This is a genomic window from Novipirellula aureliae (genome assembly GCF_007860185.1).
Taxonomy (GTDB): domain Bacteria; phylum Planctomycetota; class Planctomycetia; order Pirellulales; family Pirellulaceae; genus Novipirellula_A; species Novipirellula_A aureliae.
The window spans coordinates 85,402-100,058 of record NZ_SJPY01000002.1 but is presented as its reverse complement, the minus strand read 5'-3'; the positions used below and the strand labels follow the sequence as shown (position 1 = coordinate 100,058).

The 14,657-nt window shown below is 52.7% G+C and carries 10 protein-coding genes; 5 read left to right on the top strand and 5 right to left on the bottom strand.

From position 1 onward, the window contains the following. The first annotated feature begins 311 nt into the window (after positions 1–311). The 3 genes from Q31b_RS06350 to Q31b_RS06340 all read left to right on the top strand — a co-directional run bounded on the left by Q31b_RS06350 (position 312) and on the right by Q31b_RS06340 (position 5,893). Positions 312–1,520, top strand: a complete 1,209-nt coding sequence (locus Q31b_RS06350; RefSeq protein WP_197171044.1) for a lactate racemase domain-containing protein — start codon at positions 312–314, stop codon at positions 1,518–1,520. After that, complete coding sequence (locus Q31b_RS06345) at positions 1,517–2,074, top strand: NUDIX hydrolase (protein WP_146598864.1); 558 nt, start codon at positions 1,517–1,519, stop codon at positions 2,072–2,074. Before Q31b_RS06350 ends, Q31b_RS06345 begins: the two co-directional genes overlap by 4 nt. A gap of 309 nt (positions 2,075–2,383) precedes the next feature. Beyond that, positions 2,384–5,893: a hypothetical protein gene (locus tag Q31b_RS06340; protein ID WP_146598863.1), complete on the top strand. Its 3,510-nt coding sequence runs from the start codon at positions 2,384–2,386 to the stop codon at positions 5,891–5,893. Positions 5,894–6,053: 160 nt separating this feature from the next. On the opposite strand, the gene Q31b_RS06335 is transcribed toward Q31b_RS06340, so the two are convergent. Then, complete coding sequence (locus tag Q31b_RS06335; protein WP_146599382.1) at positions 6,054–7,052, bottom strand: sugar phosphate isomerase/epimerase family protein; 999 nt, start codon at positions 7,050–7,052, stop codon at positions 6,054–6,056. A 281-nt stretch (positions 7,053–7,333) separates the two neighbouring features. Here Q31b_RS06335 and Q31b_RS06330 point away from each other — a divergent pair, with 281 nt between their 5' ends. Further along, a complete protein-coding gene (locus Q31b_RS06330) occupies positions 7,334–8,620 on the top strand; it encodes a 3-hydroxyacyl-CoA dehydrogenase family protein (RefSeq protein ID WP_146598862.1) in 1,287 nt (428 codons plus the stop codon). On the opposite strand, the gene fliM is transcribed toward Q31b_RS06330, so the two are convergent. From fliM to thpR, 3 genes are all read right to left on the bottom strand, one after another. Next, entirely contained in the window at positions 8,599–9,732 is a 1,134-nt protein-coding gene (gene fliM / locus Q31b_RS06325) for a flagellar motor switch protein FliM (RefSeq protein WP_146598861.1), read from the bottom strand. The genes Q31b_RS06330 and fliM overlap by 22 nt on opposite strands. 30 nt (positions 9,733–9,762) lie before the next feature. Beyond that, the gene (locus Q31b_RS06320) at positions 9,763–11,058 is read right to left on the bottom strand and encodes a glutamate-5-semialdehyde dehydrogenase (protein ID WP_146598860.1); all 1,296 of its coding nucleotides are present in this window, start codon (positions 11,056–11,058) and stop codon (positions 9,763–9,765) included. A gap of 189 nt (positions 11,059–11,247) precedes the next feature. Then, positions 11,248–11,817 carry an RNA 2',3'-cyclic phosphodiesterase gene (thpR, locus tag Q31b_RS06315; protein WP_146598859.1) on the bottom strand — a complete coding sequence of 190 codons (570 nt, stop codon included), beginning with the start codon at positions 11,815–11,817 and terminating at the stop codon, positions 11,248–11,250. 30 nt (positions 11,818–11,847) lie between these two features. Between thpR and Q31b_RS06310 the strand changes: the two genes are divergently transcribed. Beyond that, positions 11,848–12,849: a YheT family hydrolase gene (locus tag Q31b_RS06310; protein ID WP_146598858.1), complete on the top strand. Its 1,002-nt coding sequence runs from the start codon at positions 11,848–11,850 to the stop codon at positions 12,847–12,849. A 75-nt stretch (positions 12,850–12,924) separates the two neighbouring features. On the opposite strand, the gene Q31b_RS06305 is transcribed toward Q31b_RS06310, so the two are convergent. Further along, positions 12,925–14,622, bottom strand: a complete 1,698-nt coding sequence (locus Q31b_RS06305; RefSeq protein WP_146598857.1) for an alpha-keto acid decarboxylase family protein — start codon at positions 14,620–14,622, stop codon at positions 12,925–12,927. Between the last annotated feature and the right edge of the window lie 35 nt (positions 14,623–14,657).

Sequence of the window (14,657 nt, the reverse complement as noted above, 5' to 3'; positions counted from 1 at the left end):
CCACAATAGGAGCAACCCGGCAATGATCTGGAAGATCAAACCTCATCTTAACTTTTTTCCACACCCACTTCATCACGCTGCGGGTTGTCGTTTCACGCCCTTTTGAAGGAAATGACTAGATTTTGATTGGCTGTTGCTAAAAGGCTTTGCTTTTCGGATACTTTCTTGGACTGGCCAATCTAAGCCGATTGGCAATTCACGTTTTCTCAACCCATGACGTTGCTCATTCAATGGAAGAATCCCTTACCTCCTCGCTCCCTTTTTCGCAGGTGCAATCACGGATTGCATCGACAAATCAATGGCATTTCGACATGTCGGCGAACCGTTGTCCGATCAAGGACTTCGTGGGGGAAGTACGGTCGGCTCTGCGGAGGCCCGAAGATTTTCCTGCCGTTTCCGCCGCAATCGCACCCGGAGACCGTGTCGCTTTGGCGGTCGATCCCAATTTGCCGAGTTTGCTGGAAATCCTTGGCGGCGTGCTTTCAGAAATGGAAGAGGCGGGTGCGGATGCCGTTGATGTCGTGCTTTGGGATGAAGCAACCGATGCAACGATCCAAGAGCTGGAAAACGAATTCAAGGGGCGCGCAACCATCCTTCGGCACGACTCGACAAATCGCGAGTCACTTCGATATCTCGGTGCCGACGTCGATGCCGAACCGGTCTATCTAAACCGAGCCATTGCCGATGCTGATTTCGTCTTACCGATTGTCGCTGCACGACCCTGGGACGCGGCTTCCAATCGTCACCTTAGCGGCGTCTATCCGATGTTAGCCGATGCAAATACTCGAATCCGCCATTTGGAATCGCTATGGAAATTCTCTGATTCCGAATCGAAGTCTGGCGAAAAACAACGTGGTCAAAATGAAGCTCAAATCGGATGGATGCTCGGCGTGCAAGTGATGATGGCAGTCGCTGCTAGCGAGGACGGATTGGCGGGCTCGGTGTTCGCAGGCACTCCCGAGACCATTCGTCGTTCGTTCGCTCTGGCCCGCGACCGTAAAGACGAGTATCCGCCTTCTGCGAAATTGGTCATCGCTTCGCTCGAAGGCAACCAACAACAGCAAACGTGGGCCAATTTTGCTCGCGCGTTAATGGCAGCAGCAACCCATGTCGCTCCCGGCGGCACGATCCTCGTTTGGACGAGTATTCAACGCCCACCAAGCGACCGATTGGTCTATCGACTCAACCAAAACGAATCGATGGACGATCACGACTCCAGCAAGTCGTTTGATCAGGACGCCAAGTCAGAAGATGGGTTCACGATTTGGGATGAGTCGGTCGGATTGGCCAGGATTTTGGAGCGGGTACTCGCTGAATCGCGAGTGCTCATCAAGAGCCAGTTAGATCGCGACACGGTCGAGGCGTTGGGATTCGGGGTCATCGATTCGCTTGAAGGTATCGAGCATTTGAGTCGATCGTTTGAAGATTGTGAAACATTTCGAGCAGCTCAATTCGCCAGTGGAACGTTTGATTCATTGGGTTTCGATTCGTTACCTTCGATCACAAAGCGATCATCATGAGCACCGCCTGCAATGAGGTATCGATCGAAGACGCCTACCACTACTGCCCACGTTGCGCGGCGAAGAACAACAAAATCGGCAGCGTTCCTTTCCGCTGTGACCAATGCGGGTTCGCCAACTTTTTCGGTCCTGTCGCAGCGGTCGGCGGATTGATCACCAATGACAAAGGGCAACTGCTACTCGTCCGCCGAGCCGTCGATCCAGGGAAGGGGAAATGGGGGCTACCGGGCGGGTTTGTCGATCGCGGCGAAACGATTGAAGACGCTTTGGCCCGAGAGGTTTGCGAGGAAACCAAGTTGCGGATCACCAGTCACGAGTTGTTGATGACGCATCCAAATGGTTACCGCTATGGCGGCATCATTGTCTCGGTGATCGACATGTTCTTCCTCTGCAAAGTCGCCGACGACGCAAAGATCCAACTCGATAAGAAGGAGCTCAGCGAATCTCGCTGGGTCGATTCCGATAGTGAGCTATTCGAGCAAATGGCATTCGAGTCGAATAGGATTGCCATTGAACGTTGGAAGTCGGCGCCCGAATTGGGTTGCGCCACCTAAATACTAACGGAATTCGGTTTTTCTTAACCCGAAACGCAAGTTTTGAATTTGCTTGTTTTGATAGAGGGTCAGAGCCCCGTGCGTTTGCCCAAGCCAGCCCATCAGGCGGGGTTAGGTAAATTGCTGGGCCTTTGGCCCGGAAGCTGCTCCGCTAAGGAAGGCAGGGGCACCCTAGGAACACGCTGCGGATAACCGCGTTTCCGTTGCAGACCTCGCCTTGGATCCACTTCGAGAAACGTGTAGAACGATAGTCTTGACTGGCTATTGAAGTCTTCATGGGCAATTTTCGAACCAAAACGAGAGACACAGATGACGCTTAGCAAAGAGCAACTCGAAAACACAGATTGGGAACGACAGCGTGCGCTCGGGTGGGATCGCGAAATTGCCGATGAACCGTCCGAACGAGAACATTTGAATAACTACATTGCGTTACAAATGGCGTCGGCGGGTTTGAGCCCTCCCGATTGGCATCGCGACCAATCGCTGACCACGTTTTCGGGCGGTATTCTCGATAGCTTGCGTGAAAAAAATCGCTTGCTAGCTGGATACCGACCTCCGATTGACCAGCGGATCGAGTCGTTTTTGAATCGGTATTTTCAAGACGTGATCGACGGTGATCAATTAAAACTTCCCGGTCGCACTTTGACCCTCGACCGTCATGGCATGGGCCGTGAGCTGAGTCTTCCAGCGGGCGGCCATCATTTTCGCAACGACTTGGTCGACTCGTATCGGTGTTTGAATGGGGTGCTTCACAACCCACGGGCCGATCGGCGCACGACAGCGGGAACCTTCCATGTCGTTTCAGGCGGATTGCCGATTCCCAACGACAAGCGAGTTGTTCCCAAGCACGTGTTTGCAAACCTTTTTCGCGCCGCGATGTCGCCGCCCGATGAATTGATGCTTTTGCCCTACACGTCAACCTCTGAAAATCCAGCAACAACGTGGGTGTCCCTTTTACTCCGCCCGTTGGTTTGTCCTGAGGTGGTTCCGTATACCGAAGCGAAGCGAATGGAAACCCGGTTCTTCGCTCCTGGGTGTCTGGTCAGTAACCTCGATTTTGTCGAGTCGATTTTTGGAAACGCTGGTGATCCACTCAGTTTGCAGAACGATGCTGGCTTGGATGTGCACGGATGGAGTGGGCATACAGGTTGTGTGATCTTGGCCACTCATTTGACATCGTTGACGAAAAAGGAGCTTGGTTTACCGCATTTTGACGATGCGAATGAACGTCAACGTCGCGATTCGATGTGCTGGAAAGACCCATCGGAGAAGTACAATGATGGAGGCGCTTTTAAGGTGACCTGCCGCGATGCTTCGGGCGTTATCGTCACGCTGATTGCCGACAACTACTTTGGGTACTGTAAAAAAGAGGTGAAGACTCAGATAAGTTACGCCACCAATTTGATGGGTGGATGCGAAGAAGAGCATGCGGGCGGCGCTCTGGCTTTTGCATCCTATTCACTCGGTGACGAGTTTCAAGCCGATAGTAGCCGTTACAACCAGAGACGGTTTGCGGATGTTGCCAAAGACTACGCCTCGTTTATCGATGTGCAAGCAGAGGGCTATGGTATTGATAAACTCGATCCCGATGTGATCTATATTCCAGAGCAGGCCAAAGCGACGCTCCATGAACGATGCATTCTGTGGAATCACGAAGGAAAGGAGGTCCGCATCCCATTGTCGCCCAAGCAGATATACATTGCTCCGAGTGGTTATAAAATTCGGCTTGAAAAACACCCTGCGGCACCCTCTTGGCGATTGGTGGGAACGGTTGGCGAAGGCGTGTTTTGTCACAAGCCTTGCACCGTAAGCGGTGGTGGGAAAAGTGAAATTAGCAAGAGCCTTCGGGACTACATGCTATACGGCCCCATCTTTGTCAAAGATCGCGACGAAGATTTTAAGATGCTAGAAGAGATTTTTTCACGCAGTTATCACGATCGCTGGTCGAATGATTACGCGGGCCGAACGGACTACACCGACCAACCAAGTCGTAGTGTTTTGTCGCAGAGTCGAAGTCTCGGGAGTGTGATTCAATTGTTGACGCCATCTCCCGATTTTAATGAAGACTATAACAAATGGCTTCGCACGATCCCCGATCACGTCTACGCTTTAGCGCTTATTATAAAGCGATTCGTCAAGCCGGGGATGGAAACGACTTGGCAGGACGACTTTGGTGTCGATATCGTCAATGGGTCGCCCGGTCACGAACTGAAGATGGATGAACGGTCTTTGGTTGGGACCTATTTACGCGTCGGCTTGCATGACAAGAATTGGCGAACCTTCAAGCTTCGTCAGGATTTCATTGCAGCCGACAAGGTTCAACGAGAAGATGACATCAGTTGTTCGGTCGTGGTGCCGAGCACGTCATTGGCGGATGTTGGAACCGGTATTTTGCCATCGGATAGTTACAAGTTTGTCGAAAACTGCGAGTATCGACTCTTTCAACGACCCGATGATGCCGTTCATCGAGGGCTCGACAAACAAACCGAATGGGATTTGTCGCGGACGGGCAACTTCATTAGCAACTTCGAGCCATTGTCGACGAAAGAAGCGAGACAGATCGTTCAGGATGCGATTGAGTTTGACAAGTTTACTGGACCGATGGAAACGCTACTTCTGAAAGCAGCGTCTTTGCAAGAAGGTTATGTCGTCAGTACGGCAGACCCGCGAATTGTCGACGGCAAACGAACCAAGAACCCCCGCTACCTCCAAGACCGACCCGATCACGTTCGCAGTCAAGATACCTACGTTGCGATGCGAGGGATTCAGTTGCACCGAGGATTGGCTGCGGATCAACCGGTTCTGACTCCCGTTGGTGCGGTCTTATCGGGCCGCCGCAATAATCCACCTGACTTGGAAGCTGGATTCCGATCGTTAGCGGTCTATTCGCCGTTGCACTTCCAAGAGCTACCCGAGCTACTGATGGACTACGTTTGCTCCTTGACGGGGAAGAGCCCGAGCACGACGGGGGCGGGGAGCGAAGGTGCGCTGACCAAAGGACCGTTCAATGCATTGATGCCATCGATTGATCTCAACTCGGTCGTCGTTTCAATGGTGCTCACAGGGGTGGGCGGGTTCAGTACCGCTGCGGGACATGTTGGCCCTAACTTCGAAGTCGGTCATGATATCTCGCTCCTCATTCCTGAGGTTTGGTGTCGATTGCGACCCGAGGAACGTGAACCCAGCGCGATGATTAAGGCTGGTATGCTTGAAAAGTTGGAAGATTTCAAAGTCGACGGGGTCACCGTGCCTGCCAGTCGGTTGGGGTATCGCATCACGCGAAAGTTTGTACGGACTTACTTGGCACGTATCTTTGACAATCCGGTAAAGGTGTTTACACCCGAGATACTGCAGCCTGAATTGCAAGACAAGGAATCTTTTGTTGATGGCATCAAGTATATTGCTGAGGCACAGCAGCGAGTTGCCAAAGCCTATTTCGAGGATGGTGGTTTCGAATTGGCGTGTCCGCCTCTCAAAGCGATTTTGAGTATTATGGCCACAGGTAAATACGAAGGCAAATCGATCGAGGATCCTGAAATTCGCCAGCTATTTTCGCGTGATGCGATGCTGCAAAGTGATTGGTACAAGGCGCGACTTAGTGAAAAGCGGAAGCGAGATACCGATCATTGGAAAGCGTTTGAACAGCGAATCGAGAACATTCTAGCCGAGCCCGATGAGACGGATATCGTGAGTAGTCTCAACTTGCCCGCGCGTTTAGACTTCGTCAAGAAGATGCGAATTCGAGCCGAATCGGCGAATTACGAAGCGGACTTGGTCGGTACTATCGGATGTGATCCAATGCGTTCGATGAAGTCCTGAAAAACGTGGGCACAAGCGTTGGAGTGCAGGCATTAGCCGCGATCCAACGTGAAACCTCCTTCCGTCGAGCTTGTCTCGGCGGAGGAGACAACGGGTGGCTACAAAGTTGCTCCGAACCGGGGCGAGCCCGGCGGAAGCAGCTGCGAGCCAATCCTACCCACTACCCGGCAACGGTGGCCGTTTCCGCAATCGAAGCAGCGACCCGATCGAGGACCGCCTTGGTTTTGCGGATTCCTTCGTACTCGTCACCTGGGCCCTCATACTCGATGCCCACGTATCCGTGATAGCCGTGTTTGACCACAATTTCCATCATTCGGTCGTAGTCGGTTTCATATTTCTTGCCGCCACGTTCTTGATAAGAAATGTTCGAACCCTCCATGAATTGATGAGTCTTTGCACTAACGGCTTTCGCATACGGCATCAGCAAATCGACTCCTTCATAGTTGTCAAACCATTCCACTGGATTACGGGAGATGAAAAAGTTACCGAAGTCGGGTAGTGTTCCGCAGTTGTCGAGTCCCACCATCTCGATCGTCTCGGATAACCACTTTCCGTTACTGCTCAATCCACCATGGTTTTCAACAATCACGTTGATGTCTTGGGGAGCGGCGTGCTCGCTAAGACGCCTGAGTCCGTCCGCAGCAAGCTTTTGTTGCTCTTCGTAACTACCACTGCTTTGTGCATTCACGCGGATGCTATGACAACCGAGGAATTTAGCTGCATCGATCCAGCGATAGTGATTCGTCACCGACTTTTCGCGATCCGCTTCCTTGGGGGCGCCAAGAGCTCCTTCGCCATCGACCATGATTAATAAACTCTTCACCCCTTGGTCGTCGCAACGGGACTTTAGGTCAGTGAGGTATTGGGAGTCACGAGCCTTGTCTTTGAAAAAGGAATTAACGTACTCGATCGCGTCGATGCCAAGCTTCTTCGCAATCGCTGGGAAATCCAGATTCGTCACATTTTTCGATGGATTGCCTAGGGTTCGGTGGAGCGACCACTCCGCAAGCGAGATCGAAAAAGGTGGCGAGTTGTCATCCGTGGAAGGGGCTGCTTCGTTCGCCCAAAGCCGCGAGCCAAGCAAGCCAGTTGACGCCAGTGCAACAGCGGAGGAAGACAAAAATTGACGCCGTGAAGGTAGGTGGGGGACCGTTGACATAAATGCGATTCCAAACAGGATGTAGACAAACACAAAACTCAGCTCCCTAATATAACCACTCTTCGCCCACGTGCGATCGGCAGCGCTCGGTAAATCGGGGGCTCGGCGGGCCGTGCGTTTGTATGGTGACCCTCGCGGCCCGCTGAGCACGCGGTTAAACGGCACGAAGTCGCTTTGGGTGGCGTGTACGGATAACCGTTGTTTTTGTTACAGTTAAGGAAGAAGTTCCCGTTCGTGAGCAAATTTACTCTTAACCATTTACTCTTAACCATCGTGTCGTTTTGAAGACCTATCAACCCAATTGTATGCTTGTCGGCGTGGGAGTCGTCGGGCGTGCGATTTTATCCGCCCACATTGAATCCCGGTTGAACGTGCAAGTTGCCGACTTGGATCCGAACGCGGTGCAGCATGCGGTGGACACGCTGATGCTCGATCCGCAGGATTGGGAGGTTTCTGAGATCACGCGAAACGAACTGGATTTGCCAGCCATCACATTGATTTTCAAACCATGCGCTGATGAAATTCCGGTTTCGAAGGTGTCATCGAGGGGGCCCGTTTTACCTTCCCCCATACTGATCGAATCGATTGCAGAAAAGTTGTCGCTCAAGCAAGAGTTTTTTCGATTCGCTGAGTCTCGGCTTTGCGACGATTGGATCTTTTGCAGCAACACCTCGACGCTGAGAATTCGGGATATCGCATCGGCACTCGATCGTCCCGAGCGATTTTGTGGGATGCATTTTTTTATGCCGGTATCTCAACGCGATGCCGTTGAGGTGATCGCTTCCACAGCAACGGCTGAAGGTAGGGCTGGAGAACCTCAAAACGAAGTGATCAGGCGATGTTGTCAACACGTGGAATTGCTCGGAAAAACTCCTTTACAGGTGTGCGATTCGCCAGGGTTCATTGTGAACCGCATGTTGTCTCCCTATTTGAACGAAGCGATGTTATTGTTGTCGCAGGGCGCGACGGAACAACAAATTGAATCTGCCGCCATCCACTACGGGATGCCGATGTCGCCTCTTGAACTCATCGATCTTATCGGCACGCAAACGATGTTTAACGCCGGGCGGGTTTATTGGCAGGCCTTTCCATCGCGTATCGATCCGTCACCGATACTGCCTGCATTGATAAAAGCAAAACGGGCAGGCAGACAAAGTCGTTGTGGTTTTTACGATTATATTGGCAAGGCGAAACAGCGGAGCGAAAGATTGGCGCCGCAAACGGTCGAGATCTGCAACCGCTACGCTCGAGGAGTGCGTGTCATTGAACGGGCCGAAACTGAGATGCGTCTCGCCGCGACCATGTGGATCGAAGCAGCAATGTTACTCCGTGAAGGCACGGTCACCGACGCGAACTTGATCGCTCGAGCAATGTCGGGCGGATTGGGGTACCGTCATCCGAATGGTTGGTTCGACTATTTCGACGGTATTGGCAGTGGGCCGCTTCACGAATTCTTGATTCGGTACGCCAAGTACTCAAAATCGCTACTCGCACCTAAGGAGTTGCTTGAGCGTCTCGCCTGTCGCTCTCCGAGTGAAACGCTTCGTTATTCTTCTACTTCGAAATGACGTTTGGGTGGCATGGCCGCATCGATCCGCACCGCTTTTTTTCCTTTGAACGCGCCGGCTTTAACATGAAACTTCGGCACGTTTTGTATCGATAACTCTAACGGAGCGTTTACCTCTTTTTCGGTCGTGATCACGTCACCGACTGACAATTCTAGCAGGTCACGGGTACAGATTTTGGAACGTGCCAGCGTGACGACGACATTCACCGGAGCAGCATCAATGCTGGTGGAAATTCGGTCGCGTGTCCCTTCGGTCGGCTTGCCTTTCCCATAGCCCACCCATCCGTTACGGCTTAGTTGCGCATTAAATGATTCGATGGTGTTGAAGGGGATGCACAAATTCATCATCCCCCGATTTTTCCCCAAGACAACTTCGAATCCCACTAAAATCACGACTTCATTGGGCGGCACAATTTGCACCAATTGAGGGTTGTTTTCCATGCGGTCGATTTCTAATTCCAACGCGACAATGTTTTCCCATGACGTCGTCAATTGTTTCAAGAAGAGGTCGACAATGCGGCGAATCAAACGCGATTCGATTTCCGTAAGCGGACGGCGAATCGCGTCGCTCGGTTTCGGGTCACCACCAAGCATTCGATCGATCAAGGCATACGAGAGCATCGGGGCGACGTCAAGAATCCAGTGTCCATCAAGCGGTTGCGGTTTGAGAACACTGAAGCAGCTAGGATTGTCGAGACTGAAGACGAATTCGGAATAGGTCAATTGATCGACGCTTAGCAGTTTCACTTCGATCATTGTACGCAATAGCCCCGACATCGCGGCACCGAAGTTTCGAGCCAGCGTTTCATGCAGCGAGTGCATCGCTCGCATTTGATCCTTGCCAACGCGTTCGGGTCGCTTGAAGTCGTAGGCGGTCACACGCACACCGGCGGGTAATAGCCCCGACGTTTTTGCTGCCCCCATTGCGCGACGTCCGCTTGGTTTGTTGGTTGCCTTTCCACGTGATGAATCGATCGTTTTGCCGACGGTTGGGTTGGACGTTTTGTCATCGCGGTTGGATGTTTCAATGCCACCGCCGCCCGTCTGGTCAACCGTCTCCATCGCCTTGAGCAAGCTCTCAACTTGGTTTTGGCTTAATGATTCTTCTGACATATCCCTTGTCCTTTTACCATGCAAACGACTTTAGCTTCGAATATGGCCGTCGCCACGAACGATATACTTGTAGGTGGTCAATTCTCTTAGCCCGCATGGTCCGCGAGCATGGAACTTATCGGTCGAAATGCCGATTTCCGCCCCGAGTCCAAAGACGCCACCGTCATTAAAGCGAGTGCTGGCGTTGACCATCACCGCAGAACTATCGACCATTTGCGTGAACAACTCGGCAGCTTTCAAGTCGTTGGTGACGATAGCATCGGTGTGTTTCGATCCGTAGCGATTGATATGCTCGGCAGCAGCTTCGAGAGAATCGACAACGGCAATACTGATGGTCGGCCCGAGATATTCCATCGACCAATCCGCTGGCTCCGCTTTGATGCCGCCATCGATCAACGGCAATGCTCGCTCGTCCGCTCGCATTTCAATCTGGTTCTTTTTCAATCTAGCCGCGATTTTTGGTAAGGCCGTTTCCGCAATCGCTTCGTGTACCAACAGCGATTCACAGGCATTGCAAACACCCATTCGCTGGCATTTTGCGTTTTCGATAATGTCGACTGCCATTTCGATATCGGCAAACATGTCAACATAAACATGGCAATTTCCGTCAAAGTGCTTGATGACCGGCATGGTCGCTTCGTTGGCAACACGGCGGATCAATCCTTCACCGCCACGTGGGATCGTGACATCGATTAGTTTGCTGAGTTTTAAAAATTCACCAACGGCCGCTCGGTCTGTCGTGGCGACAAGCTGGACCGCATTTTCGGGCAGCCCGCATTCAAGGGCGCACTTTGCTAAAACATCGACGATCGCACGACTACTATGGATCGCTTCTTTGCCGCCACGAAGGATGACGGCGTTGCCACTTTTGACGCAGATGCCCGCCGCATCCGCGGTCACGTTCGGACGACTTTCGTAGATGAAGAAAACCACGCCAAGCGGAACGCGTCGCTTTAGAATCTGCAATCCGCCCGGACGTGTGTGCCCTTCGATCACTTCACCGACTGGATCGGGCAACATCGCGATTTCTTCTAGCGCCGCGGCTATCGATTCGATACGACCGGCATCGAGCCGTAAGCGGTCGATGGCGGCCTCACTTAGGCCGTAGTTTGGAGCCGCATCGAGATCGATTTGGTTTGCTGCGATAATCTCGCTTGTGTTTGCGATCAATCCCGCTGCGGACTCGCGAAGCCATCGGTTTTTTACTGCGGCGTCGAGCGTTGCAAGCGCATAGGATGCTTTGCGAGCATTTTCAGCCGTTGCATGACAGTAATCCGTTAGGTCGTGAATATCGGAAATCGAGGTTTTTCCAGTGGTAGAAGGCATGGTCGGGGCAGCAAACATTGGGTGTATCGAACAAAAACAGGTGATTCTAGCTCGGATTGTCGACAAACTGGACCGATAGGTCAACGGAGATATCATGCTTCTGCCGCGAATCGTGCTCGATATCCATCAGTTACCGGCTCGTTTGAGGCTGTTTTCCGGTGATTGTCGCCTTCGGCGATTTCGAGGCCCTTAGAGTTCGATGGTGTCCATCACTTGATAGCTGGGGCCGCGTTTTTCCAGAAAACTTGCGATCAGCTCGACCGCATCGACCTCCATTTGACCAAACTTCATGTCCTGGTATGCCTTCACTTTCTCGATGACCTCCTCGCTGGCACGCCGCGATCCGCCTTTGGTTCGCCCAAGGGTCAAATGAGGCCGGTAATCGCGTGGTTCCGGTTTGAAACCTTGATCGGCCAATCTCTTTTCAAGCTTTGCTACAATTTCGCACAACGATCCCGTTGGGTCTTGGCCATAGACGCAGATAACACGCGGCCGATCGATACTCGGCAATGCGCCGATGCCGGCAAATTCAAGCTCGAACGGGGAATAGCCGTCAACGACTTCGCGAATGGTGTTGCAAACCTCGGGAACTTCGGTATTGTCCACTTCGCCTAAAAACTTAAGCGTCAGATGCAAATTGTCGGTGGGAACCCAGCGTATTCCGTCATTCGGTTCGGACACCTTGGCGACCAAACGGGTGGCGTTGTGGAGCACTTGAGGCGAAAGTGGAATGGCAATAAAAGAGCGTATCGTGTGCATGAGTTATTGTAAAAACAAAGGGCGAATCGATTGGACGAAAAAACGGCTTATCAGCCGCCACGCTTTGAACCCCATCGCTGGCTTCGTGGCGGACACCTCCAAACACTGGCGTCCGTTTGGGGCGATGCAGCATCCAAGTTTAACGGTCAACAGCATATCGTAACATTGCCCGACAACGATGCGGTGGTGTTGCATGAGAATCGACCGCAAAACTGGTCCGCCGGTCAGCCATGCTTGTTGTTGGTTCACGGACTTTGTGGATCTCACCAAGCACCCTATATGGGCCGATTGGCTGCTCAGTTTGCTGCCAAAGGTGTCCGCGTCTTTCGCATCGACATGCGAGGATGTGGTGCTGGTTTTGATCTATCCGAGCAATTGACCCACGCAGGTCGAGGTGACGATCTTATTTGTGCACTCGATTTTATCAGCCGGCGGGCGCCCAACAGTCGTCTCGGCGCGATTGCGGTCTCGCTCGGTGGGAACCAAATTCTAGCTGCACTCGGTAAAATCGGGGCAGGCGTTTCAAGGGTACCTGAATGGTTTGATCGTCTCGATCGCGTGGCCACGGTTTCCCCGCCCATTGATCTGCTTCGCTGCAGTGCGAATATGCAACGCCCGATCATGTGGCCTTACAACTTTTACTTTGTTCGAAAACTGCTGGCGAGAATCCCTCCGCGAGTCAAATTGCGGGAAGATTTTCAAGACAAAATTTTTCGCCGCCGTCCGCGAACGCTATTCGAACTCGACGACCAGTTGACGGCGCCCTTGAGCGGGTTTGCTGATGCTCTTGATTACTACCAGCAAGCCTCTGCGTCACGGTACATCGATTCCAATCCGATATCAACATTGGTGTTAGCGTCGACCGATGACCCTGTTGTCCCTGTCGATTGCTTTCGAAAATCGTCGCAAGCGTGGCCCGATACGACGACCGTATGCATCGCAAGGCATGGCGGGCACGTTGGCTTTATCGACCGCCGTAACGGTTGTTGGATGGACCGAGCCCTGGAAACCTGGTTCCAAGGCTTTGTTTGAGTGGAACGTGGCCTACGCTTCCAGTCTGGGGGGGCGACGGAGTCCCTAGGCTGGAAGCCTGGGCCACGCTCTCTTTCAAACTTTCTCTTTCATCCGTTCGGCCAACTTCTTCAACGTGTCGCTGGCGTCATTTTCTTCCAAGACGGCGTGAATCAAGTGCGGATGATCCGGTGAGTTCCAGACACGGTCGAGCGTTTCCAGGAATGAATCCTTGGTTTCGACCTTGTAGGCTTCACCTCGTCCGTAGACTTTCATGAGTTCGGTGTAGTTCCATTTGGCAACCTCGTTGTACTTCCATTCACCGGCATGTAGGTATCGCTCGGTTCCATAGCCGTGATTGTCTAGCAAGATAATCACGGGGTTGTGGTTGTGGTAAACCAGTGTACTGAGTTCCTGGCCTGTCATTTGAAAGGCACCGTCGCCGACGAGTACAACGATGCGATGGTCGGGCCGTGCGGTGGCTGCCCCGAGTGCCGCGGGAATACTAAATCCCATCGACGTGTAGTAGGCGGGGCTAAGAAACTCCGTCCGCTCGTGGATCGTCAATTCGGTTGCTGCGAACAATGAATCACCAACGTCGGCGATCACGATTGTATCCGGATCGAGCCGCTCGTTTAACTGTTCAACCATCCAACTGGTTTGCAGCTGGGTATTGTCTCTTCCCGTTTTCGCTTTCTTCTTGTTACGCGTTTGGGTCTTTGGCATAGGCCGCGGCGGCAAGTCTTTCGATGCTTCGATCAAACCCGACAAGAACTGCTTGAGTTCAACATCGTGGTAGTGGTGATGAGAGACACGAAGCGATTCACTTGTTGCGTAGACACAGCGGCTCGGGTCCAGTTTTGCCGTGTAAATGCCTAGGTTAATGTCGCTTAGGAAGGCTCCCAAAAGTAGCAACCAATCACTTTGCTCGACAATCTGAGTGACATTCGCATCGCCAATCGCTCCTTCGTAGAGCCCGATAAATAACGGATGTTTTTCACTGACAACGCTTTTTCCAAGCATGGTCGTCGCGATCGGGATCGACGCTGACTCGGCAAATTGTAAAAGTTCATCTTGAAGACGGAACCGGTGGGTTTCGACGCCCGCTAGAATAACCGGACGTTTTGCATGCTTTAACCGATCGATCGCATCCGAGACTGCTTCGCTCGTCGCATCCGCGTCTGAGTTTTGAACCGTGCCGCGAAACCCGTGCGCGACCGGAGGGATGACATGAACCATGTCTCGAGGCAATTCGATATAGACCGGTCGTTTGTAGTGGTCGCATGCGTCGAGGACGCGGTCGATCTCCGAGAACGCCGTCATCGGATCGGTCAACTCGGTGGAGGCAATCGTAAACTTTTCGAACACATCGGCTTGCGTGCGAAAGTCGCGGACCATGTGGTGCAGCAGAACTCCGCGATGGCGCTCGTCGAGTCCAGGCGCACCCGAGATCACGACGACAGGCGATTTTTCAGCGAACGCGCCTGCGACCGAGTTGCAGACACTCATCCCACCGACGCAGTACGTGACGCAAAGGGCTCCCATCCCGTTTAGGCGAGCGTACGCGTCGGCGGCAAACCCCGCACAGTCTTCACGCGTGCACCCAATCACATTGATCGGGCTGTTTTCCAATTCGCTATAGAATGACAGCACATAGTCGCCGGGGATTCCAAATAGATCATGAACCCCATAGTCGCGAAGCCGCTGGATCAAGTAGTCGGCTATCGTAACATTGGCGGTCGCACGACGCGTCGGTTTTGTTGTTTCGCCGCGAGCGTTGAGTGAATGATTCATCGGAGCACCTTGGGAAAGAGAAGATGAGGCGTACG

What these genes read in the sequence shown, in the direction of transcription:
- Q31b_RS06320 (WP_146598860.1), bottom strand. Translation starts at nt 11,058, where the DNA reads ATGCCTTCTACCACTGGAAAAACCTCGATTTCCGATATTCACGACCTA.
- Q31b_RS06350 (WP_197171044.1), top strand. Translation starts at nt 312, where the DNA reads ATGTCGGCGAACCGTTGTCCGATCAAGGACTTCGTGGGGGAAGTACGG.
- Q31b_RS06335 (WP_146599382.1), bottom strand. Translation starts at nt 7,052, where the DNA reads ATGTCAACGGTCCCCCACCTACCTTCACGGCGTCAATTTTTGTCTTCC.
- Q31b_RS06305 (WP_146598857.1), bottom strand. Translation starts at nt 14,622, where the DNA reads ATGAATCATTCACTCAACGCTCGCGGCGAAACAACAAAACCGACGCGT.
- Q31b_RS06340 (WP_146598863.1), top strand. Translation starts at nt 2,384, where the DNA reads ATGACGCTTAGCAAAGAGCAACTCGAAAACACAGATTGGGAACGACAG.
- Q31b_RS06345 (WP_146598864.1), top strand. Translation starts at nt 1,517, where the DNA reads ATGAGCACCGCCTGCAATGAGGTATCGATCGAAGACGCCTACCACTAC.
- fliM (WP_146598861.1), bottom strand. Translation starts at nt 9,732, where the DNA reads ATGTCAGAAGAATCATTAAGCCAAAACCAAGTTGAGAGCTTGCTCAAG.
- thpR (WP_146598859.1), bottom strand. Translation starts at nt 11,817, where the DNA reads ATGCACACGATACGCTCTTTTATTGCCATTCCACTTTCGCCTCAAGTG.